This window comes from Mucilaginibacter sp. McL0603 (assembly GCF_049992945.1).
Classification (GTDB): domain Bacteria; phylum Bacteroidota; class Bacteroidia; order Sphingobacteriales; family Sphingobacteriaceae; genus Mucilaginibacter.
This window is the reverse complement of sequence record NZ_CP188251.1, coordinates 751,012-772,239: the sequence shown is the minus strand read 5'-3', so window position 1 is coordinate 772,239 and position 21,228 is coordinate 751,012. Positions and strand designations below refer to the sequence as shown.

Sequence of the window (21,228 nt, the reverse complement as noted above, 5' to 3'; positions counted from 1 at the left end):
AAAAGGGATAAGCTTAAATCAGAGGTTTAAGTTAACCACTTTATCCGGTAATTGGAAAATTTTGAAACTGTAAATGCCTGATTGACAAAAAATAAGAAGCTGTATATGAAGTTATTTCTTCATTTCTTCTTTAATCGCTCTCAAAAGCTCATCGGCATGGCGGGAACCAATAATATATATCAAACCATCCCGGTCTGTTAAATGGATGGCATCATTGCCCGAAGTATAAAAACGGATTGTGCCTTTTTGATGCAGGTTATACACCGGATTATTAAAAAGGTAGCGGCTGTATTTGTCCTTTTCAACCTTTACTATGCTGTTCAGGTCTATCTTTACCAGGCGGGTAGTCCATAGGCCGTCAATAAGAATACTTTGATTATAGACACGGGTGCGGAAATGCAGGAGGAATCCCATAATGATGGATATAATGATAATTCCGAACCCTGCTACAGCTAATATTTCCGACTTATTTTGCTCGTCCGAAAAGAAATCAAAAGTATAGGCAGCGAAACAAAAAATGGCTAAAACCAGGCGGATAGTAACAGGTATCCATTCTCTGCCCAGGTACTGTTTCTCAATAAAAGCCGGTTTTTCGCTATTCATATTTTATACAGTTCGAATATAGTAACTTTTTTAGTTTTCTTACTCACTTTGTACCTTTCATCGGGCCGGTAGCCACCGATCCATATAATTTCCCCATTGCCATTTACCAATAGTGGGATGAGTGTTTTCTCGTGTAAAGGAATTTTCTGATGAATAAAAAAATCACTTAATTTTTGCCTGGTTTTCATTCCAAGCGGGTAAAAATGATCGCTTTGCTGCCAATGACGCAGTGTTAAGGGGTAAATCAACAGATCAGAATCTACAGAAACAGCCAATGGATTATCCCTGATAATAAGAGCTGAATCATCATGCAGGATGTTCAGCCGGTAATTGTTATAATTTACCTCATGCTGACCTTCATCTATCCGCACCACATCATTTAACCGTTCATGCTTCTTTGATAGTATCAATTTTTCGCGATCAAGTATCAACGTAAAGTCGGTCGATTCAAATATCCTTCCGGAGTGTTTATCCAATGCAGAAATAATATCATCAACGGTGGATTCATTAAAACCGTATTCCTGCAGCAAACCAAAAAGCAACAGACTTTGCGGATGAAGTTTTTTTATTTCTTCAATGGATAGATGTAGCTCATCCTGATGAATGATAAAGATGCTCTTCTTTAATTCGGCCAGTTTTTGGTCTAACAATGTTTCCAGCCCCCTGAAGTGTTTCAGATTTTGTTCAAATGTTTTTTCCAGGGCCGGGTTAAGTTCCTTTAGTTTGGGAACAACTTCCAGCCGGATCTTATTTCGGGCATATTTCACCGAACTGTTTGAGCTATCTTCGACATAAGCCAGGCCGTTGGCGGTCACAATATCCTGTATTTCATCACGTTTTAAAAACAATAAAGGACGAACTATCGACCCATTTCTAGGTAATATCCCATGCAGGCCCGCTACGCCTGTTCCTCGCGTTAGGTTAAGCAATATTGTTTCGATGGCATCGTTTTGGTGATGCGCCAGTGAAATCACATCATAATTAGCTTGTTGACTGACTTGCGCAAACCATTGATACCTTAAATCCCGTGCCGCCATTTGAATGGATATTTTTTTATCAGCGGCATATTTTTTGGTATCAAAATCAATAGCATGAAAAGGAATGTTTAATTGTGCAGCCAATTGCTTTACAAATTGCTGGTCGGCAATGGCCTCGTCACCCCGTAATTGGAAATTGCAATGGGCAATACCGAAATTATATTCTGCTGCTTTTAACAGGTGCACCATTAAAACAGAATCCATACCACCGCTTACGGCAGCCAATATTTTGCTGTCAGGCTTAAATAGATTATTTTGTTCAATAAAATCAGTGAAATTTTTAACCGGCAGCATCACCAAAATTATTAATTTAATAACCCCATACAAAAAACTAATTTTGCGCCCGTGAGGAAATATGTGTTAACCTTATTATTACTGATTGCCGTAACCGCCGTTATGGCCCAAAAAAAATCGGTTATTAATCTGATAAAATCCAAAAGTATACAAGGCGTTAAAATTAATGGCGTGGATGTATTGAAGGTATATGGCGGTACTTTTCAACAGGATTATTCTACACTGACATCAGACAGCGCTTATTTTCACCAGGCCGAAAATACCTTTGATGCATTTGGGCACGTGGTCATCAGCCAGGGTGATACTTTAAATATCTACTCTGACAAACTAAATTATAACGGTAATACCAAAATAGCCATCCTTACAGAAAATGTACGCATGGTGGATAAAGATGCTACACTTACCACCAACTACCTTACTTACAATACGGCGACTAAATATGGCACTTATACTAATGGCGGCAAACTGGTAAATAAAGATAACACGCTTACCAGCAAAAACGGTTACTATTTCGCCAATTCACGTGATTCTTATTTCCGTTATGATGTGGTACTGCTAAGTCCTGATGCAACTACCAAAACAGATACGTTGCGCTATAATACAGGGTCTAAGATTGCATACTTTTATGGCCCTACCCATATTTACGGCAAAAAGAAAGAGAAAGAAAAGGACAACGATACCCTTTATACAGAAAATGGTCTCTATAATACCGTTACTGAGCAAGCCTTTTTCGGGAAGAAAAATTTATACAGCCAGGGTACCAAGACACTTAAAGGCGACAGTATGTTTTACGACCGTAAAAAAGGCTATGGCCGGGTGGTAAAGAACATCACCTTTAATGATAATGAACAAAAGATGAGCCTGAAAGGCGACCTGGGTACTTATTTTAAGTCGGATGAGCGAACGGTAGTTACTGAAAATGCTTACGCGATAATTGTTACGGAGGAGCGTGATACCAGTAAAAATGATACGGTCACGAAAAAAACCAACGTGAAACCCGGTAATACTAAAAAGGCTGTAGTTGATACAGCCAAAGCGCCCGTGACAAAAATAGTTACGCAGCCAGGCAAACCCAATCAACCCAAAGCTGACAATAAAAAAACGGGAATTGATACAGCCAAAACATCTGCAGCTAAAATAACTACATCGGCAAGCAAGCCCGAACAACCCAAAGCTGATACTAAAAATGCAGCAAAATCTCCTCCTCCAAAGGAAACATCTAAGCTAGCCGGGGATACAGCAAATGTCAAAAAAGAGAATAAAAAGAGTGAAAAAACTAAGCTTCCTGATAGCGCTTTATTAAAAAAGGATACTGCTAAGATCAAGCATGATTCCGTTTATATAACGTCGGACACCCTTGAAACACGGATAGTCACCTATAAAGACCTGAAGGATATACAGGAAAAAATACGCCTGGCTCATATAATTGATACTACAAAAAAAGCACCGTCTATAGTTTATAAAACATCGCCTAAATTTATTGAGATCTCAGCTCCCAAATGGATACAGGACACCACTTATTTGCACCGGGATATATTTAAAAACTATAAACCGCGAAAAATTGAAGCGGAGGCAGTAGTAGTCAACAAGAAATCGGGTAAAACTCAAAAAAATGAAAAGCCGCAAGTCCCGGATAAATCGGCAAAGCCGGATAAGCTTGCTGCAACCGCTAAAGCCCCGGTTAAAAAACTAAGTAAACAGGATAGTATAAAGCAGGCCAACAAAGTAGATTCGGTATATCTCACAAGAAAGATCGTATTAAGTGATACCTCGCGGATAAGAATATTGAGTGCTTTTCATAATGTTAAATTATTTAAGTCTGACTTGCAGGGAAAATCCGACTCAGCTTTTTATAGTACAAGCGACTCCATCATTAGGTTATATGTAAAGCCGATCATCTGGGCTCAGGCCTCTCAGCTATCCGGGGATACCATCAATCTGCAGATGAAAAACAAGAAATTTGATAATATAGAAGCATTTTTGAATGCATTTGCAGTGAATGTGGAGAAGGGGGATTCTACGCATTTCAATCAGGCTGCCGGGAAAAAAATGCGTGGCTTTTTCAAAAATGATAAGCTTGAACGTCTTTTTATGGATGGCAATGCCGAAACTATTTATTTCTCGCGCGATAGCGGAAAGATAAGTGGCATGCAGCGATCACTCAGCAGTCGTATAAGAATGAATTTTAAAGACAGTAAATTAACTAACCTTGTATTTTTATCTAAGCCCGAACACCGATATGGGCCTTTGGACAAGTTTACTGAAGAAGATAAAATACTGAAAGGCTTTATCTGGAAACCAAAAGAACGACCGGTTTCAAAAGAGTCGATCATTCCGTCGTTTAACAAAAATTCTAAAGCTAATACCAAAGTAACAGCAACTGGCAAACCCCCATTAAATAAACCATCGGGTGTGCAAACCGGGAAAGACACGAGTGCCGTTAAGTCGCCATTAAATAAAATGCCCGATATAAAGACCGGAAAAGATACCAGTGCCGTTAAATCCAAAATTGACTGCACACTTCAATCGCCTGCTAAAAAAGTACCTGATGTAAAGACTGGAAAAGATACGAGTGCCGTTAAATCCAAAGTTGATAGTACGCTTCAGTCGCCTGTTAAAAAAGTGCCTGATGTAAAAACTAAGAAAGACAGCACAGCGACCAAGCCAAATAACGGTCAATAGTTTATTGATGACTATTTAAAAACGAGATCAGTTTTTCCATCGCCCTCGCCCGATGACTGATCTTGTTTTTTGCTTCCATTGTCATTTCGGCAAAAGTGATATCATAGCCATCCGGTTGAAATATAGGATCATACCCAAAACCGCCATTGCCTGTAATTTGATGCCGGATAGTACCTTCAACTGTGCCATCGAAAAAATGTTCATTGCCGTTCCAGATTAACGAGATGATCGTTTTAAATCGAGCTCTTCTATTTTCGACACCTTTCAGCTTGTCTAACACTTTAGCAATATTAGCGGCATGGTTGCCATGCTCACCGGCGTAGCGGGCAGAGTAAACTCCGGGCTCACCATTTAATGCATCTACAATAAGTCCGCTGTCATCCCCAAAGCAATTCAGATGGTATTTATCATACACAAAATGGCTTTTTATGCTTGCATTTTCTTTAAAGGTTGAACCAGTTTCTTCTATATCTTCTTTGCAACCGATATCTTCAAGTGTTAAAAGCTGGATTTCGTCGTTTATTTTGGCAGCAACCTCTTCCAGTTTATGACGGTTATTAGTAGCAAAAACTAATTGTAAAGGCATAATTATAAAGTCTTCATTTGCTCCCAGAACGCCTTTTTATTCTCGGTGCTGGTCATCATGGCATCAAAGCTAAAGGTGTATAAAATATTTAAGCCATCATGATTTTCAAAGCGGTTAAATTGCGTTTGTTTTATCCCTTCGGGGATAGATTCCTGGCCGAGTATCAGTATTGTTTGCGGATTAAAATGAGTTTTGATAGCATTGTAAGCAGCAACATTTTTTGCTGTATTAAATATGGCCACATCGTCACGTGTATGGTCCTTCCGGTTAAGCACACTTTCTAATGCAGCAAGGTGGTCGTCCGCAATAAATTCGTGCCTTGGGTAATGCACCAATACCAGGAAGTTTTTTTTATTCGAACCCAGATAATTAAAAGTAATTTGTGACGTTTCTATCTGAGGTTCAGGCGCCGCGATCCGATTGTTATCGGTAATATAGTTGGGTTTGTCTTCTTCGAGCAGGTAAAGTTCATCCTGGAGTATAAAACGTAGCGCACTTGGGTCTTCAACTTTCACTTTTTAACAAATTTTAACCAAAAATAGCTAATTGTTTGAGCGTTTATCAGCATATTCGCACAAAATATTAATATACAGATTATTTATAAATTTGCACTTTTGCATATTTTGCACCATATAAAAGATTCATGAGAAAGTTTGGGACAGTCCTTTTAATTACAATTTTAACCATATCCATAGCAGTAGCTCAGACAAACAAACCTGATACTACACTAAAACCTTTGGTATTACCAAGCAAGGTGGATACTTCATCAAAAGCAGTGGCTAAAGTAATTAAGCCAGACACCACTCCTGTTGTGGTTTCTACAGGCCCGAAACATACATTGGATAAAATTGCCGGTGTAGTGGGTAGCAGTATTATTCTTCAATCAGATATTGAGTTACAATACGCTAATTACCTGGCTTCTGGTAACCAGCCCGATCCATCGATCAAATGCATTATTTTACGTAATCAAATGACCCAAAAATTACTGGCTCAACAGGCAGTGATCGATAGCGTTACTGTAAAAGATGACGAGGTAGACAACGAATTGGACCGCAGAATGCGTGGTATGATCTCAAGGGCTGGCGGACAGGAAAGATTGGAACAATTTTTAGGAAGGTCAACTATCCAGTACAAGGATGAGTTGCGCCCGGATATCAAAGAGAACATGATAGCGAGCAAGATGCGTGGACAAATAACTGAAAAGATAAGTGTTACTCCGCTTGAAGTTGAAAAATTTTATAACAAAATTTCAAAAGACAGTTTGCCAACCTATAATAAAGAAGTTGAAATAGGCGTAATACAAATTGCTCCGAAGCTGAACAAAGAAGAGAAAGACGCTTCCAGGGAAAAAGCTCAGGAACTTTATGATCGGGTGAAAAAGGGAGAAGATTTTGGTACGCTGGCACGTCTATATTCGCAAGATACTGGTTCGGCACCCGATGGGGGTGACCTGGGCTTTGCAGATCGTAACACATTCGTAAAGGAATTTGCTGCCTGGGCATTCAAGCTTAAGGCAGGTGAGATATCACCCGTTTTTGAATCAGAGTTTGGTTTCCACTTTCTGCAGGTAATTGAGCGCCGTGGTGAGCAAGTGCATGTAAGACATATCCTGGTGATGCCGGTTATTACGCAGCCCAGCCTTGATCGTGCAAAAGCTAAGGCAGACAGCGTTTACGATCTGCTGATCAAAAACAAGATGAATGATTTTTCAACTGCAGCATCCTTTTATTCTGACGATAAGGATACCAAGTTTAATGGCGGTATGATGCTGAATGCGGATAATGTGGAAACACGCACAACGTATATTCCTACTGATAAACTTGACCCGCAGATTGCCCTTATTGTTGATACCATGAAAGTTGGACATATATCAAAGCCACAACTTATTGCTGATCAGGGTGGTAAAAAAAGTTATAAAATATTTTTTCTGAAGTCTGCTACCGATGCGCACAAGGCTAACTTAAAACAAGATTTTCCGAAATTAAAAGAAGCCGCATTAAACGATAAGATCAACAGAACGGTAAGCGAGTGGTTTGAAAAAAGGAGAAAAGAAACGTTCATCAAGATCGACCCTGAGTACAAAACATGCCCGCTATTAAATGGATGGGCAAATACACCGTTGGCAGCACAAATTAAATAAACCTTAAATAACAATATGCAACACCGCACAGATGTGGAAGCTGCTGATGCCTTGAGGGGTACCTACAAGCATATTCTTTCTGAAATCGGCAAGGTGATCATCGGACAGGATGAGGTGGTTAAATCGGTGCTAATCTCTATTTTCAGCAACGGGCATTGCCTTTTGGTTGGCGTACCCGGTTTGGCAAAAACTTTACTGGTACAAACGGTTGCACAGGTTTTAGACCTGGATTTTAGCAGAATACAATTTACCCCCGACCTGATGCCATCCGACATCATCGGTTCTGAGATCCTGGGTGAGGATAGAAATTTTAAATTTATTCCGGGTCCTGTTTTTTCAAACATCATCCTCGCGGATGAAATAAATCGCACACCCCCAAAAACCCAGGCAGCATTGCTGGAAGCCATGCAGGAAAAAGCGGTTACTGTTGCTGGCGCTACTCATAAATTGGCGCAGCCATTCTTTGTGCTGGCTACCCAAAACCCAATCGAACAAGAAGGAACTTATCCGTTACCAGAGGCGCAATTGGACCGCTTTATGTTCAATGTATCATTGGATTATCCAACATTACAGCAAGAGCTGTTAATTGTAAAGAATACCACCAGTTCCGTAGTTCCTGATGTGAAAAAGGTACTGAATGCCGAACAGATCATTTATTTTCAGCAGCTGGTACGAAATATCCCTGTGACTGACCATGTATTGGAATATGCCGTTAAACTGGTTTCAAAAACACGCCCGGGCAGTGATTTGGCTTCGGCTGAAGTGAAGCGCTTGCTTAACTGGGGAGCTGGTCCGCGTGCATCACAATTTTTAATTTTAGGAGCAAAATGTCATGCAGTTATCAGCGGCAAATATTCGCCGGATATTGAGGATGTACAAGCAGTTGCCAAACCTGTTTTAAGACACCGTATTATACGCAGCTACCATGCTGAAGCAGAAGGCCTATCAGCTGATGATATTATTACCAGATTGTTGTAATGGTCATTAGTTGACTTTTTCTTCATCTCTAATGACTAGTGACCAATGACTGATGATAAATTTATTGCTCTACTGCTGAGAATACTTCAAGCAATACGTTCCATTTGTGCTCTTTATCTATTTCCCAGATACGCACATAGTTATAATTGCTTACGAACTCTCCCTTTTTTATGCGGGCGCGGCCATAGCTATAAGCCAGATCATTACTGGTTGAGCGGCCTACGTTAACAGTTTCGGCAGTTATACTGATCGCTTCATTATCGATAAACTTCATGATCTTGTCCTGGCCTATGATCGGGTCAAAACCAGGAAAATAATAATGTGCTTCTGGGCTTAGAAACTCTTTGTATGTAGCCAATGCCGAAACAGTCAGTTCGTGATTGAAAATTTTATCAGTTCCTATAATAATGCTGCGGCCATTAAATGGATCCTTGCTTGGCGCAACACGTTTAGATGGATCAGGATCTTTAAAATCGGTTAATTGCTCCTGTCCGCTCTCAGGATGCTGAATACCAAGATCTATCAGCAATTTTAATTTATTATCTGCATCGGCGCGCCATACTGAAACATAATCACCATAAACTTTATCATCCTCACCTTTCCCATTTTGGTATAAATACGGACCAGCTGTAAAGGCCAGATCACCATTAGCAGAGATGCGGGCAATCTTTGGTTCCCAGGTTAAGGTGCCGGGTTGTTTATCTATAGAATTATAAAAGTCTGTTATTTTAACCACATCCGGTTTAAATACGATACCCTCCGGGTCTGTCACTGATAAAAAAGCTTCTTTTATGCCCTTGCGTTCAACCTGCTTGCCAAAAGCATGTTCGGCTTCTATTACTGTATTTACTTCAACAGGTTTTGTTTGTGCTAAGGCTAACTCCTGGAAGCCAATAAGTATAGTAGCAACTAATATTAATTGTTTCATTCTTATAACAGGTTTTGGGCAATATTAATAATAAAAGTTAATTGCAATGCCGGAGTTGTTACCCATTAGACATTGTTTAAATTTTATACCGCTTTAATTAACGGCTTTGCCATGGTTAAAGTACAAAAGTTTAATAATTATGTTTTTAAACAAATTTAAATTTTGCTCCAGGTAGTCCCTTCTTTCCCGTCTTTTAGCTGGAAACCAATTTGTTGCAAGCCATCTCTTATTTTGTCAGATGTGGCATAATCACGGTTTACTTTTGCCCCATTACGCAATTCCACAATCATGTCTAATACTTTTGGCAGGTCATCATTTGCAGCTTGCTCATTCTTTAATCCTAAAATATCAAGGATAAAATCATTCATCAGTTGCTTTAAAAGCTCCAGGTTTTTGGCGTCGATCTTCATTTTGCTATCATATACTGTATTGATGATACGCGATGCTTCAAACAACTCAGCAATTAATACCGGACTATTAAAATCGTCATTCATGGCATCATAGCAACGTTGCAATAAGGGTGCTATCTCCACATCCGTACTACCGGATGCCTGCAGGCTGTCCATTAAGGTAAATGAATTCATCAAACGCTTAAAGCCTTTTTCAGATGCTTCCATTGCTTCATTACCAAAATCAAGTGTACTGCGGTAATGTGCTTGTAATATAAAAAAGCGCACCGTCATCGGGCTATAGCCTTTACTTAATATAGAGTTCTGACCGGTAAATAGTTCATAAGGTAAAAAACTATTACCCAGTGATTTCGACATCTTCTGACCGTTTACAGTCAGCATATTGGCATGCACCCAGTAATTAGCCGGATTTTTATCGCAGGCAGCAACATTTTGCGCTATCTCATTGGTATGGTGCGTAGGCATCAGATCGATACCCCCCCCATGAATATCAAAATGCTGACCGAGATATTTATTACTCATGGCCGAGCATTCTAAATGCCAGGCCGGGAAGCCTACACTCCATGGCGAAGGCCATTTCATCAGGTGCTCGGGCTTTGCTTTTATCCAGAGTGCAAAATCAAGCTTTCCGCGCTTTTCATCCTGACCGCCCAGATCTCGTGTGTTATTTATCAGGTCCTCCAAATTCCGGCGGTTCAAGATACCGTAATCCTGGGTTTGGTTATATTTCTCTACGTCAAAATAAACAGATCCGTTTATTTCATAGGCATATCCACGCTCCAGTATCAGTTTCACCAGTTCTATCTGTTCAATAATATGACCGGTTGCCGTAGGTTCTATACTTGGTGGCAATACATTAAATATCTGCATTACATCGTGGAAGCCTATCGTATACTTCTGCACGATCTCCATTGGTTCCAGTTGAGCCAGCTTAGCTTTTTTTGAAATCTTATCTTCACCCTGATCACCGGCATCACCTTCCAGGTGCCCTGCATCGGTTATATTACGTACATAACGTACTTTGTAACCCAAATGAGTGAGGTACCTGAATATCAGGTCGAATGAAATATAAGTGCGGCTGTTACCCAGGTGCACATCACTGTATACGGTTGGCCCGCAAACATACATACCCACATGTGGCGGGTTTAATGCTGCAAATTTTTCTTTTTTCCTTGTTAAAGTATTGTAAACGAACAGGCTTTGTTCCATGTCGGCAAACTTACGATTTTTTCGATTTTAAGCTTATATCCGTTTGGTTAAATCCCAAAACCTTTGTATTGGATATAGCTTTTGACAGTAGGTTGACTTATCTTATTTGAGCACCAGCTCACTACACACCGGGTAATGGTCAGATAGCTTTTTTTCGATGATGTTATAACCCTTCACATCAAACTGTTTGCTGGTCATAATATAATCTATTTGATAATTAGGGAAGTTTCCATTGTAGGTTCGTCCCAGACCCGAACCTTTTTCACAAAAGGCATTTTTTAATCCTTTACTCATTTGGTTTACCGCGAATGAAGCTGGGGTGTCATTAAAATCCCCCGAGATGATATATGGATAAGTACAGGAATCAGCATGAGATTTTATCTTAAACACCTGCTCGCTCCTTTTTAAAAAGGCGATCTTTAACTTACCGCCCAATCGTTTGGCCGAACTAACTTCCGGCTTTCCCTGCTCGGTTATATTGCTAATGTAACGGTAATCATACGGGTCGAAACGGATCGATTGCAAATGGACGTTATACACGCGGATAATTTTTGCGCCTTTTTTGATATCCACATAGATACATTGGTTTTCGCTTTTGCGATCTGCCAGAGGTATTAGCCCATGAGCAACTATCGGAAACCTTGAGAATATCGCCATTCCCATGGCCTCATCCTTATTGGAAGCCACAGACTCAAAAAAATAATGTTTAGACTTTAATATCCTTTGAACAGAATCCATCATATCATACTGACCGCGGTTGCGTGTGTAAAATTCCTGTAAACCGATGATATCGGGTGAGTAGTCTGATATAATCTGCAATATTTCGCGCTTGGTCGAAACATCGTTTTTTTCACCATAACGTTTAAAGTTATGAACGTTGTAAGTCATTATCCGTAGCATATCCGGATTAGCTGCACGACTATACATTTGCGGAAAACGGAGACCGATGTTTTTATTCAGAATCTTCCACCCGATGCCAATCACAATTATTGACAATAGCACCCATTTGCTTTTACGTATCAGCCAATAAACAATAAAAATCAGGTTACCGAAAAGCAAAAATGGATAGGCGAGCCCAAAAAAAGCGATGACCCAAAATTTTTCAGGATTGGTTATTGGCGCCAGGTAACTGATAAGCAGGGCAATACCCAGGGGAATATTTATCCAAAGAAATACCTTGTCAATAAAAGTTAGGTTCTTTTTAGCCTTCATTATCCTTGCTGGCGCGAAATAGTATCTCTTTTTCCTGTTTATTCAGGCTATCGTATCCTGTTTGCGAAATTTTGTCTAAGATACGGTCTATTTCCTCTTGTCGCGGCTTGGAGTTTGAATTTCTATCCGAATTTTTAGTAGCAACTTTCAATTTTGACTTTGGTTTGAAGATGCCGTTTATGGCGCCAATCCAGTCGTGACCGCGTTGCAGTTGTTTGATATAGATAAAGCCGAATAAGGCCCCCCCAAGGTGAGCAATCTCGCCCCCGCCATTTGGCCCGGCAATCAATAAAAAATCGAGGATCACATAAAATATGGCAATCCATTTTAGCTTTACCGGACCGATAAACATCATGCTTATCGTGTAATCAGGAAGTAATGTAGCGGTAGCAATAATGATAGCCATTACACTTGCAGAAGCACCCACTACCGTGTTTACTTCTGCAGCTCCTGAATTGGCAAATACAGGCAGGTAATTATATGCCAGAACAAAAAACAACGCGCCTGTTAACCCTCCGAATATATACAAACCGATGGTGCGCTTTTTACCCAGGTACTCTTCAAATATTTGTCCTATCCAGTATAGCCATAGCATATTGAAAAAAATATGCAGTATGCCATCATGCATCAGCATATAGGTAAACGGTGTCCAGAAACGGGAAAGTAGTTTGGGGAAATAGGCCGGTAATGCAAGATAATCAAAAGCATAACCTGATACGAGATTATGCCCGGTAAATGCCCATGTTAATACACCAGGTATATTAATGGCCAGGAAAATAATAATATTAATACCGATGAGCAGTCCCAGCCTACTGCCCGAGTGTAACATTTTAATACGGATATCTTGCCAAAGCGTATTCATAGATCAATATAATAATAATAACGCAATAGAACTAAAAATAGTTGTTCGGTCGTTGTAAACGCCAAAATTTTACCATAATAAAACCAAACAGCGCACCACCCAAATGGGCGAAGTGGGCTACATTATCGCCACCGTACTGACCAACCCCAAGCCATAATTCAATTAATATGTATACCGGTATGATGTATTTTGCTTTGATTGGAACAGGAATGAAAAGTATCATCATTTCCAGGTTTGGATATAGCATTGCAAATGCTACCAACAAACCAAAAATTGCCCCCGAAGCGCCAACGACCGGTATGTTATAAATATCATATAATTTTTGAGCAAGTGGACCATAGGCTGTATATGATGACTCTAATTCAGGATGCGATATAGTGATCCCGCCCGTTATCGCATGTACCTGTAGGGCTTGCACCAGCATTTGAATAACTATTGCTCCGATACCGGAAATAAAATACAGATTAAAAAAACGTTGTGATCCTATACTGTATTCAAGCATCGGTCCAAACATGAATAAAGCGAACATGTTAAAAAATATGTGCCCGATATTGCCATGCATAAACATATAGCTGATAATCTGCCATAGCTTGAATTGCGGAGAGTTAAAATAATATACCGCTAACCACTTATCCATATCAAAAGTATTGCGCAGTATAAATGTGGCAACGAAAAAGATAATATTGATGATCAAGAGGTTTTTTACAACCGGTGTTAAATTGGAGAAAGGTGATTGCCTGTATGCGCTCATAGATTTAGTGTAATGCTAATAATTTTATTTTTCAAATCGTTCGGCTAATTCATTTAATGTAAAAGTACTGATCACCGGCTTACCATTGAGTGCAAGGTTAGGCATCTGGCAGGCAAAAAGCTGATCGATCAGTAAATTCATTTCTTCCAGTGATAATTTCGTACCGGTCTTAATAGCTCCATTGCGGGCAAGCGACCGGGCCAGGTTATCGCGTTTATCTAACTTTAAAATAGCCAGGTTATTTTTAAAGCCCTCCAGTAAATGTTCCAACAAGGTATGTTCGGCCACATTGCTAAGGTCGGCGGGGATACCTTCAACCACAACTGTATTCTTACCAAACTCGCGGATATCAAAACCTAAAGCCCGAATATCTGGCAAAAGCTCTTTCAATAATTCAAAATCACTGCTTTGCAAGGTAACCGATTGCGGGAACAGGCTTTGCTGACTGGTACCCGAATGATTGTCCAGTTGCTGCAAAAAGCGTTCATACAAAATACGCTCATGTGCCGATTGCTGGCTGATGAGCATAAAACCCGATTTGATCTGCGATAGAATGTACCGACCATGTATCTGGAACAACTGTCGTTCGCTTGATTTGCTTACCTCCTGCTCCTGCACGGATATCGTACTTTCGGTATGCATTTCTTGTTGCGCCTGCTCTTCCCTTTTGCTGATCTCATACAACGTATCCCAATTTTGCGGAATAGCAGTACGCTGATGTTCGCCCGCATTCTGCCTAAAAGAGATTTCCCGGTCTGCTTTCTTTACTTCGGCAGCAAAAGGGTTAAAATCGGGATTGAAGGCAATAGTTGGCTGCACTATTTGTTCCAGCGGTTTTGATGTTATTAAATGGCCAATGCTGTTCTCCTGGTCAAAATCAAGGGTAGGCGTAATGTTATATTTGCCGAGCGCACGTTTTACTGCGGAGCGGATAATAGCATATATGGATCTTTCATCCTGGTATTTTATTTCCGTTTTAGTGGGATGCACGTTGATATCGATCTTTGAGGGGTCGATCTCAATAAAAAGCACATACAACGGATAACTTTCATCCGGCAACAACTCTTCAAAAGCAGTTAGCACGGCATGGTTCAGGTAAGCATCGCGTATAAAACGGTTGTTTACAAAAAAGAACTGCTCGCCACGCGTTTTACGCGCAAATTCTGGCTTGCCCACATAACCGTGGAGCCTGATGATCGAAGTATCTTCTTCGACGGGAACCAGCCGCTGGTTATAAGTATTGCCAAATAAATGAACGATGCGTTGTTTAAGTGCGGTCGCCGGTAAATGGTAAACTTCCTGCCCGTCGTGGTGCATGGTAAAAAATATATTCGGATTAGCCAGAGCTACACGCTGAAACTCATCTACAATGTGTCGCATTTCCACCGGGTTACCTTTCAAAAAGTTCCGGCGTGCAGGTGTATTATAAAATAAATTTTTGACGGATATGGCTGTCCCGGTATTAGCTGAGCATGCCTGCTGACTCAATACTTCCGAGCCCTCTATTATAATACAGGTGCCCAGTTCATCCTCATGCCGGCGCGTTTTTAACTCCACATGCGCAATAGCAGCAATTGAGGCCATTGCTTCACCCCGGAAACCCATAGTACGTATCGCAAAAAGATCTTCAGCCTTGCGTATTTTTGAAGTAGCATGCCGTTCAAAACTCATACGGGCATCGGTAAGGCTCATACCACAGCCATTGTCTATCACTTGTATCAGTGATTTCCCGGCATCTTTTAATATCAATTGTATCTTATCGGCACCGGCATCTATCGCATTTTCAACCAGTTCTTTAACAGCTGATGCAGGTCGTTGCACTACTTCTCCAGCAGCTATTTGATTAGCCACAGAATCTGGTAAAAGCTGAATTATATCTGGCATTTAAATTTCCCCTTCTCTCCGTCCGCCCTGTTAGCGGGCGGATCATATTCGATGCTAAATTAATTAATTGGCTGCATAACTTTATCTTTCAATTGTTGTATATGTATTATGTTAACGTAAGTCGTTCATTATTATAAAAGCGTGACAATTTAAGCCGAAAGCGGTCAGTCAACGTCAACAGTTTTAATGAGCAAAACGTAAAAAGAAAGACTTAGAATTAGTAAAAATTTGTTACCACAACTTAATAATATAATAATTGTATATAGTTTAGCTAAACGAACTCTATGAGAAAAATTTTCCCTTTGTTGATGCTACTGGTAGTCGCCTGTAAGCAACAGGATTTTAATGCCGATCTGCTGGTTAAAAATGCAGTGGTTTATACAGTAAATGCTAACTTCTCCACAGCTGATGCCTTTGTGGTCAATGGAGGTAAAATAATTGCAGTTGGTAAGAATGACTCATTAGAAAAAATATACAAAGCCCGCAAGGTGATCGATGCCGGAGGCAAACCTGTTTATCCGGGTTTTATTGATGCCCATTCTCATTTTTATGAGTACGGTTTGAGCTTGCAGGAAGTGAATCTGGATGGCACAAAAAGCTGGAACGAGATCATTGATACCGTAAACGCCTACTCAAAACGAAACACGGACGGTTGGATAATCGGCCGCGGATGGGATCAGAATAGATGGAAAATAAAACAGTTCCCAAGCAAAGAAAAACTCGATAAATCATTCCCGGTAAGGCCGGTATTATTGACCCGCATAGACGGGCATGCAGCCATTGCCAACCAGGCCGCCTTAAATTTAGCTGGAATAAAACCCGGCCAAACCGTATCAGGTGGGGAAATTGAAACTGTAAAAGGAAAGCTAACGGGCATTTTGGTTGATAACGCCGTAGGTATTGTAAAGCGGAAGATTCCTGAACCAAACGAACAAATTACACAATCTGCATTTTTAGATGCTCAACACAATTGCTTTGCCGATGGACTTACCACCGTTTCTGATTGTGGTCTGCCTTATACCATGATCAGTACAATTGCACAGTTACAGCATAGGGGCGACCTTAAAATGCGTATGTATGTAATGCTGTCAGATCGGGCTGAGAACTACGAATACCTGTTTAAACGTGGTGTATTTAAAACTCCCGGTTTGGATGTGCGTTCTTTTAAAGTATATGCCGATGGTGCACTTGGGTCAAGAGGAGCTTGCCTGCTGCGGCCTTATAGCGATCAGAAAAACTGGAAAGGTTTTTTGCTAAGCAGTCAGAAACATTTTGAAGAAGTGGCTCAAAAGATTGCGGAAAAGGGGTTCCAAATGTGTACCCATGCCATTGGTGATTCAGCCAACCGGGTGATACTTAAAATTTATGCAAGCGTTTTAAAAGGCAAGAACGACCGCCGCTGGCGTATCGAACATGCACAGGTATTATCACCGGCCGATATTCATTATTTTGGTGACTATAATATCATCCCTTCGGTACAACCTACTCATGCCACATCTGATATGCGCTGGGCAGGCACGCGGCTTGGAACTAAGCGTTTACAAACCGCCTATGCGTACAAACAATTGCTTGATCAAAATGGTTGGTTGCCGTTGGGAACAGATTTCCCTGTTGAAAATATTAACCCTATTTATACGTTTTACGCAGCAGTTGAGCGCAAGGACCTGAAAGGCTATCCTGAAGACGGATTTCAGAGTGCGAATGCGATAAGCCGGATTGAAGCGTTAAAGGGAATGACCATATGGGCGGCAAGGGCGCAGTTTGAAGAAAAAGAAAAAGGAAGTATAGAGCCGGGAAAATATGCCGACTTTGTTATCCTTGATAAAGATATTATGAAAATAAAAGGATCGGAGCTGCCGGGCGTTAAAGTGTTAAAAACCTATGTTAATGGAGAAAAAGTATATGAGAAAAAATAAGTGGAGATTTTGCGTTCTGATCCTTTCAGGATTTGTTTTAGTTCATTCAGCCTGTGCGCAAAATCCCCCCTTTACCGGTCAAGCCTATGTTAACGAAGAAAAAGCAGTTGAAAAAGCTACAATACTACTAAATAACGGTCAGGGGTTGATTCCCCTTAAAGCGCTTGGCCAACTCAATGTTGCCAGCATTCATTTCTCATATCCTTATGCCACAGGGTTTGACAGCCTCGCAAATAAATACACCAAAGTAGATTCTTTCAACGGCATGGATTATGTAGGTATCAAAAGCCCGGATGTACTTGATTTTGACACCAAACTATACAATACATTAATAGTACAGCTGACCGATGCGGATATGGCCAATCCACAGATCGTCGGATTTATCAATACCAACCGCCGGTCTAAAAACGTGATCATTGCTTATTTCGGTGACGGTAGCTCGCTACCCAAGCTGGATAACGTGACTGCGCCTATTATTATGTCGCAGCGGTCATCGCCCGTCTCAGCATATTTTAGCGCACAGGCTATTTTTGGAGGGATTGCGATCACACAAAATTTAAGTAAGACTTTCTCTCAAAAATATCGCGCAAATACAGGTTTCATTACGACTAAGACCCGTTTACAGTATACAGTACCTGAAGAGGTCGGTATCAACTCCAAAAATCTAAATGATATTGATAACATCGCTTATGAAGCTATCCGTAACCAGGCTACGCCGGGTTGTGTGGTATTAGTGGCAAAGGATGGCAAGGTGATCTTTAACAAAGCCTACGGTTATCATACTTATGATAAAGCAATACCGGACAAGATCACTGATATTTTTGATTTGGCATCAGTCACCAAAATATCAGCCACTACAATTGAAACTATGCGTCTTACAGAGGAAGGCAGGTTGAACCTGGATTCGACCATTGGTACCTATATCCCGATGGCGCGTAAAACAAATAAGAACGATATCCGCATACGCGAACTAATGGAGCACCAGGCAGGTTTGATACCCGATATCCAGACCTATGAAAAATTAAAACCAACAGATATCAGTATAGATTCATCGGCAGCTTATCCTACCAAAGTAGCTTTACATTTCTATCTGCGTAAAAACTATTTCAAGGATGTAATGTGGGCTGATATGCTGGATTCGCCTTTAAAAACTCGTGGACAGTACGTATATAGCGATCTGAGCATGTGTTTTATGAAAGAAATAGACGAAACCGTTACCGCAACACCACTCAATGAATATACACAGGAGAACTTTTATGATCCTCTGGGCATGCAAACCGCTGGATTTTTACCTTATAAACGTTTTCCGCAAAGCCAAATAGTACCAACCGAGTATGATGAAGTGTTCAGGCATAGTTTGCTGGATGGTTATGTGCATGATCCAACCGCGGCTTTATTGGGGGGTGTTTCGGGCAATGCAGGTTTATTCTCGAGTGCCAATGACCTGGCCATATTATACCAGATGCTGCTTAACAGGGGTACTTATGGAGGTGATGAGTATTTTAAACCCGAGACAGTCGACCTGTACACAGCTAAGCAATCAGATGTAAGTCGCCGAGGCATAGGTTTTGACCGCTGGGACCCTCTTGCCGACCATCATTATCCGTCAAAACTGGCATCGCCTAAAACATTCGGGCATACAGGTTATACCGGTATTGGTGTCTGGGTTGATCCGGTTTATAATTTAGTATACATATTTTTATCAAACCGTGTAAACCCAAAAGTAACTGATCAACTATCCAGCCTGAATATCCGGCCGAGGATACAGGATGCGGTTTACGAGGCTATACAGAAAGGCTTATAGATTGTAATACATTAAATATGTACAGTCAAATAGAGCAACAAATATTAGATATTGATTGGTTTTTTACTAATGGCGTAGACGTTGGTTTTGTCGCCTCTGGTGGTGGGAAATTACCATTATCTGTAGCTAATAATTATTCACAATTGGATACTTTATTAACTGATTATTTTATGGAATTACCATATAATTCTGATATAATCATTAACGCTAATTTAAGTCAAATCTTAGGAGAACAAGCCGATGATATGTATCTTGATTATTTTATAGAAATGACAAGAAAAGGATTGTATGCTTTCGATAGAACAATTTTGAATAATTTTTCAGCAACTCAAATTCATCTTGTGGCTTCGCCTACAGTACCACTTAGGCTAGATGAATTTCCGGATCAAATTAAAGAAATCTTAATAAAAACAAGATACGAAGGAGATATTATTACAATTTCTAATAGTAATTTAGTTACATAGAAGACACATCGTCGCCGAAAATCTAATAGATTATTACTGTGAATAAAATTGGATTTTATTACCTTTCTGCTTGTTTCAAGTTTTTAACTTTGATTTGAATTTGTTAGGTTTTTATTGTGATTCATTTGAGTTTTCGAACATCGAAATGCAATGAGGTATCAAACCATTCAACCACCGGAAATCCTAAAACCCTATGTGCGGTGCTTTTGGGTGTTTGAGCATGAGCTATCCTTAAGTGAGCCATCTTATGTGTACCGATCTGTGGCGGATGGCTGTGCGGAAATTGTTTTTCATTATAAAGGGGTTTTTGATGATATAACAGGTAATACTAACCCTGCATCTTATCGTTCGGGCCTGCAATCGCAAACCAGTCAATATTCGAGATTTATCATTCATGAAGACTTCGGCCTGTTTGGCGCTTATCTTTATCCTTATGCCATACCACGAATGTTTGGTTTGCCCGCAGAAGAAACTACCAATACCCAACTTGACCTTCATTTATTATTAGGAGACGAAGGAAAATTTCTGGAGGAACAAATCATGCTGGCCGCAGATAATACGCAAAGGATAAATATCCTTTCGTCATTTTTAGAGAACCAATTGCATAAAAGGCAGATGCTCGAAAAAAATATGATGCATGCTGTAAGATATGCCATTTATGACGGAACAGGAACCAATGTAAACGAGCTGGCCTCTAAATTTTCACTTTCAACCCGCCAGTTCGATCGTAAGTTTAAAATCTATTCAGGCTTTAGTCCTAAAATGTATTTGCGGCTTACCCGTCTGCAAAACGCCTTGAAACAATATGGAAGCAATAAATCATTAACCCGTATTGCCTATGAATGCGGCTATTATGATCAATCGCATTTTATACATGATGTTAAGGCATTTACTGGGTATCACCCCGGGTTTTATTTTTCAGGGAACGCCGAGGGGACAGAATACAGGAATATTTAAAGATGTCCGGTTTTTACAATTTGTGCGTTGTCAGTTAAGTCATATTTGTATAAAAGAAACACATTATGAAAAACTTAAATATCCCCGAAGGCTATCAACAGATCATGCCTTACCTTGTTGTCGAAAATGCTGCTGTTTTTTTTAGTTTCACCAAAAATGTATTTGATGCCGTAGAAAGATATAAAGCCATGCGCACAGAAACACTGATCATGCATGCTGAAATAAGTATTGGAAGCAGCGTAATTATGTTTGCCGATGCTACAGAACAGCACGCAAAACAAACCGCCGGATTATTTATCTATGTGGATGATTGTGATAAAATTTATCAAAAGGCATTAGCAAATGGCGCTGTAACTGTTATGGAACCTGCTGATCAGAGCTATGGACGCAGTGCTGGTGTAAGAGACCCATTTGGCAATACATGGTGGCTGACAACGGCTCTTTAGAATATCGAACACTGAATAACTAATTTTGAATGATGAAGTATCCAGCTAGTGCTATAAAACCTTCG

Annotated in this window: 18 protein-coding genes; 8 read left to right on the top strand and 10 right to left on the bottom strand. The window is 40.3% G+C overall.

Annotated features, from left to right (window positions below):
• Nucleotides 1-111 precede the first annotated feature (111 nt).
• Both ACPPVU_RS03705 and tilS read right to left on the bottom strand, forming a co-directional pair.
• Complete coding sequence (locus ACPPVU_RS03705) at nt 112-603, bottom strand: hypothetical protein (protein ID WP_426670352.1); 492 nt, start codon at nt 601-603, stop codon at nt 112-114.
• The gene (gene tilS / locus ACPPVU_RS03700; RefSeq protein ID WP_426670351.1) at nt 600-1,934 is read right to left on the bottom strand and encodes a tRNA lysidine(34) synthetase TilS; all 1,335 of its coding nucleotides are present in this window, start codon (nt 1,932-1,934) and stop codon (nt 600-602) included. The genes ACPPVU_RS03705 and tilS overlap by 4 nt, the downstream gene beginning before the upstream one ends.
• Before the next feature lie 102 nt (nt 1,935-2,036).
• Here tilS and ACPPVU_RS03695 point away from each other — a divergent pair, with 102 nt between their 5' ends.
• Nucleotides 2,037-4,616, top strand: a complete 2,580-nt coding sequence (locus tag ACPPVU_RS03695) for an OstA-like protein (RefSeq protein WP_426670350.1) — start codon at nt 2,037-2,039, stop codon at nt 4,614-4,616.
• Between the two features lies 1 nt (nt 4,617).
• Here the strand turns inward: ACPPVU_RS03695 and ACPPVU_RS03690 are convergent, their stop codons facing one another.
• Nucleotides 4,618-5,202 (bottom strand): non-canonical purine NTP diphosphatase, encoded by a 585-nt coding sequence (locus ACPPVU_RS03690; RefSeq protein ID WP_426670349.1) that lies wholly within the window; start codon nt 5,200-5,202, stop codon nt 4,618-4,620.
• Nucleotides 5,203-5,204: 2 nt separating this feature from the next.
• Entirely contained in the window at nt 5,205-5,717 is a 513-nt protein-coding gene (locus ACPPVU_RS03685) for a hypothetical protein (protein ID WP_426670348.1), read from the bottom strand.
• A 128-nt stretch (nt 5,718-5,845) separates the two neighbouring features.
• Between ACPPVU_RS03685 and ACPPVU_RS03680 the strand changes: the two genes are divergently transcribed.
• Together ACPPVU_RS03680 and ACPPVU_RS03675 are read left to right on the top strand one after the other, a co-directional pair.
• Nucleotides 5,846-7,342, top strand: a complete 1,497-nt coding sequence (locus tag ACPPVU_RS03680) for a peptidylprolyl isomerase (protein ID WP_426670347.1) — start codon at nt 5,846-5,848, stop codon at nt 7,340-7,342.
• Between the two features lie 15 nt (nt 7,343-7,357).
• The gene (locus ACPPVU_RS03675; protein ID WP_426670346.1) at nt 7,358-8,320 is read left to right on the top strand and encodes an AAA family ATPase; all 963 of its coding nucleotides are present in this window, start codon (nt 7,358-7,360) and stop codon (nt 8,318-8,320) included.
• A gap of 61 nt (nt 8,321-8,381) precedes the next feature.
• Here the strand turns inward: ACPPVU_RS03675 and ACPPVU_RS03670 are convergent, their stop codons facing one another.
• From ACPPVU_RS03670 to mutL, 6 genes are all read right to left on the bottom strand, one after another.
• Nucleotides 8,382-9,248 (bottom strand): hypothetical protein, encoded by an 867-nt coding sequence (locus tag ACPPVU_RS03670; RefSeq protein ID WP_426670345.1) that lies wholly within the window; start codon nt 9,246-9,248, stop codon nt 8,382-8,384.
• 155 nt (nt 9,249-9,403) lie between these two features.
• The gene (cysS, locus tag ACPPVU_RS03665; protein ID WP_426670344.1) at nt 9,404-10,867 is read right to left on the bottom strand and encodes a cysteine--tRNA ligase; all 1,464 of its coding nucleotides are present in this window, start codon (nt 10,865-10,867) and stop codon (nt 9,404-9,406) included.
• Nucleotides 10,868-10,969: 102 nt separating this feature from the next.
• Nucleotides 10,970-12,079, bottom strand: coding sequence for an endonuclease/exonuclease/phosphatase family protein (locus ACPPVU_RS03660; RefSeq protein ID WP_426670343.1), 1,110 nt, complete (start codon nt 12,077-12,079; stop codon nt 10,970-10,972).
• On the bottom strand, nt 12,069-12,941 hold the full coding sequence (locus ACPPVU_RS03655; RefSeq protein ID WP_426670342.1) for a rhomboid family intramembrane serine protease: 873 nt from the start codon (nt 12,939-12,941) through the stop codon (nt 12,069-12,071). The genes ACPPVU_RS03660 and ACPPVU_RS03655 overlap by 11 nt, the downstream gene beginning before the upstream one ends.
• Nucleotides 12,942-12,972: 31 nt before the next feature.
• A complete protein-coding gene (locus ACPPVU_RS03650; protein ID WP_426670341.1) occupies nt 12,973-13,692 on the bottom strand; it encodes a rhomboid family intramembrane serine protease in 720 nt (239 codons plus the stop codon).
• A 24-nt stretch (nt 13,693-13,716) separates the two neighbouring features.
• Nucleotides 13,717-15,576: a DNA mismatch repair endonuclease MutL gene (mutL, locus tag ACPPVU_RS03645; RefSeq protein ID WP_426670340.1), complete on the bottom strand. Its 1,860-nt coding sequence runs from the start codon at nt 15,574-15,576 to the stop codon at nt 13,717-13,719.
• Nucleotides 15,577-15,860: 284 nt separating this feature from the next.
• Between mutL and ACPPVU_RS03640 the strand changes: the two genes are divergently transcribed.
• The 5 genes from ACPPVU_RS03640 (at nt 15,861) to ACPPVU_RS03620 (ending at nt 21,163) form a co-directional block, all read left to right on the top strand.
• Nucleotides 15,861-17,492, top strand: a complete 1,632-nt coding sequence (locus tag ACPPVU_RS03640; RefSeq protein ID WP_426670339.1) for an amidohydrolase — start codon at nt 15,861-15,863, stop codon at nt 17,490-17,492.
• Nucleotides 17,464-19,296 (top strand): serine hydrolase domain-containing protein, encoded by a 1,833-nt coding sequence (locus ACPPVU_RS03635; protein WP_426670338.1) that lies wholly within the window; start codon nt 17,464-17,466, stop codon nt 19,294-19,296. The genes ACPPVU_RS03640 and ACPPVU_RS03635 overlap by 29 nt, the downstream gene beginning before the upstream one ends.
• A gap of 17 nt (nt 19,297-19,313) precedes the next feature.
• On the top strand, nt 19,314-19,760 hold the full coding sequence (locus ACPPVU_RS03630; RefSeq protein ID WP_426670337.1) for a hypothetical protein: 447 nt from the start codon (nt 19,314-19,316) through the stop codon (nt 19,758-19,760).
• A 150-nt stretch (nt 19,761-19,910) separates the two neighbouring features.
• Entirely contained in the window at nt 19,911-20,717 is an 807-nt protein-coding gene (locus ACPPVU_RS03625; RefSeq protein ID WP_426670336.1) for an AraC family transcriptional regulator, read from the top strand.
• 65 nt (nt 20,718-20,782) lie between these two features.
• Nucleotides 20,783-21,163, top strand: coding sequence for a VOC family protein (locus ACPPVU_RS03620; protein ID WP_426670335.1), 381 nt, complete (start codon nt 20,783-20,785; stop codon nt 21,161-21,163).
• The last annotated feature ends 65 nt before the right edge of the window (nt 21,164-21,228 follow it).

What these genes read in the sequence shown, in the direction of transcription:
- ACPPVU_RS03705 (WP_426670352.1), bottom strand. Translation starts at nt 603, where the DNA reads ATGAATAGCGAAAAACCGGCTTTTATTGAGAAACAGTACCTGGGCAGA.
- tilS (WP_426670351.1), bottom strand. Translation starts at nt 1,934, where the DNA reads ATGCTGCCGGTTAAAAATTTCACTGATTTTATTGAACAAAATAATCTA.
- ACPPVU_RS03695 (WP_426670350.1), top strand. Translation starts at nt 2,037, where the DNA reads ATGGCCCAAAAAAAATCGGTTATTAATCTGATAAAATCCAAAAGTATA.
- ACPPVU_RS03690 (WP_426670349.1), bottom strand. Translation starts at nt 5,202, where the DNA reads ATGCCTTTACAATTAGTTTTTGCTACTAATAACCGTCATAAACTGGAA.
- ACPPVU_RS03680 (WP_426670347.1), top strand. Translation starts at nt 5,846, where the DNA reads ATGAGAAAGTTTGGGACAGTCCTTTTAATTACAATTTTAACCATATCC.
- ACPPVU_RS03675 (WP_426670346.1), top strand. Translation starts at nt 7,358, where the DNA reads ATGCAACACCGCACAGATGTGGAAGCTGCTGATGCCTTGAGGGGTACC.
- ACPPVU_RS03670 (WP_426670345.1), bottom strand. Translation starts at nt 9,248, where the DNA reads ATGAAACAATTAATATTAGTTGCTACTATACTTATTGGCTTCCAGGAG.
- cysS (WP_426670344.1), bottom strand. Translation starts at nt 10,867, where the DNA reads ATGGAACAAAGCCTGTTCGTTTACAATACTTTAACAAGGAAAAAAGAA.
- ACPPVU_RS03660 (WP_426670343.1), bottom strand. Translation starts at nt 12,079, where the DNA reads ATGAAGGCTAAAAAGAACCTAACTTTTATTGACAAGGTATTTCTTTGG.
- ACPPVU_RS03655 (WP_426670342.1), bottom strand. Translation starts at nt 12,941, where the DNA reads ATGAATACGCTTTGGCAAGATATCCGTATTAAAATGTTACACTCGGGC.
- ACPPVU_RS03650 (WP_426670341.1), bottom strand. Translation starts at nt 13,692, where the DNA reads ATGAGCGCATACAGGCAATCACCTTTCTCCAATTTAACACCGGTTGTA.
- mutL (WP_426670340.1), bottom strand. Translation starts at nt 15,576, where the DNA reads ATGCCAGATATAATTCAGCTTTTACCAGATTCTGTGGCTAATCAAATA.
- ACPPVU_RS03640 (WP_426670339.1), top strand. Translation starts at nt 15,861, where the DNA reads ATGAGAAAAATTTTCCCTTTGTTGATGCTACTGGTAGTCGCCTGTAAG.
- ACPPVU_RS03635 (WP_426670338.1), top strand. Translation starts at nt 17,464, where the DNA reads ATGGAGAAAAAGTATATGAGAAAAAATAAGTGGAGATTTTGCGTTCTG.
- ACPPVU_RS03630 (WP_426670337.1), top strand. Translation starts at nt 19,314, where the DNA reads ATGTACAGTCAAATAGAGCAACAAATATTAGATATTGATTGGTTTTTT.
- ACPPVU_RS03625 (WP_426670336.1), top strand. Translation starts at nt 19,911, where the DNA reads ATGAGGTATCAAACCATTCAACCACCGGAAATCCTAAAACCCTATGTG.
- ACPPVU_RS03620 (WP_426670335.1), top strand. Translation starts at nt 20,783, where the DNA reads ATGAAAAACTTAAATATCCCCGAAGGCTATCAACAGATCATGCCTTAC.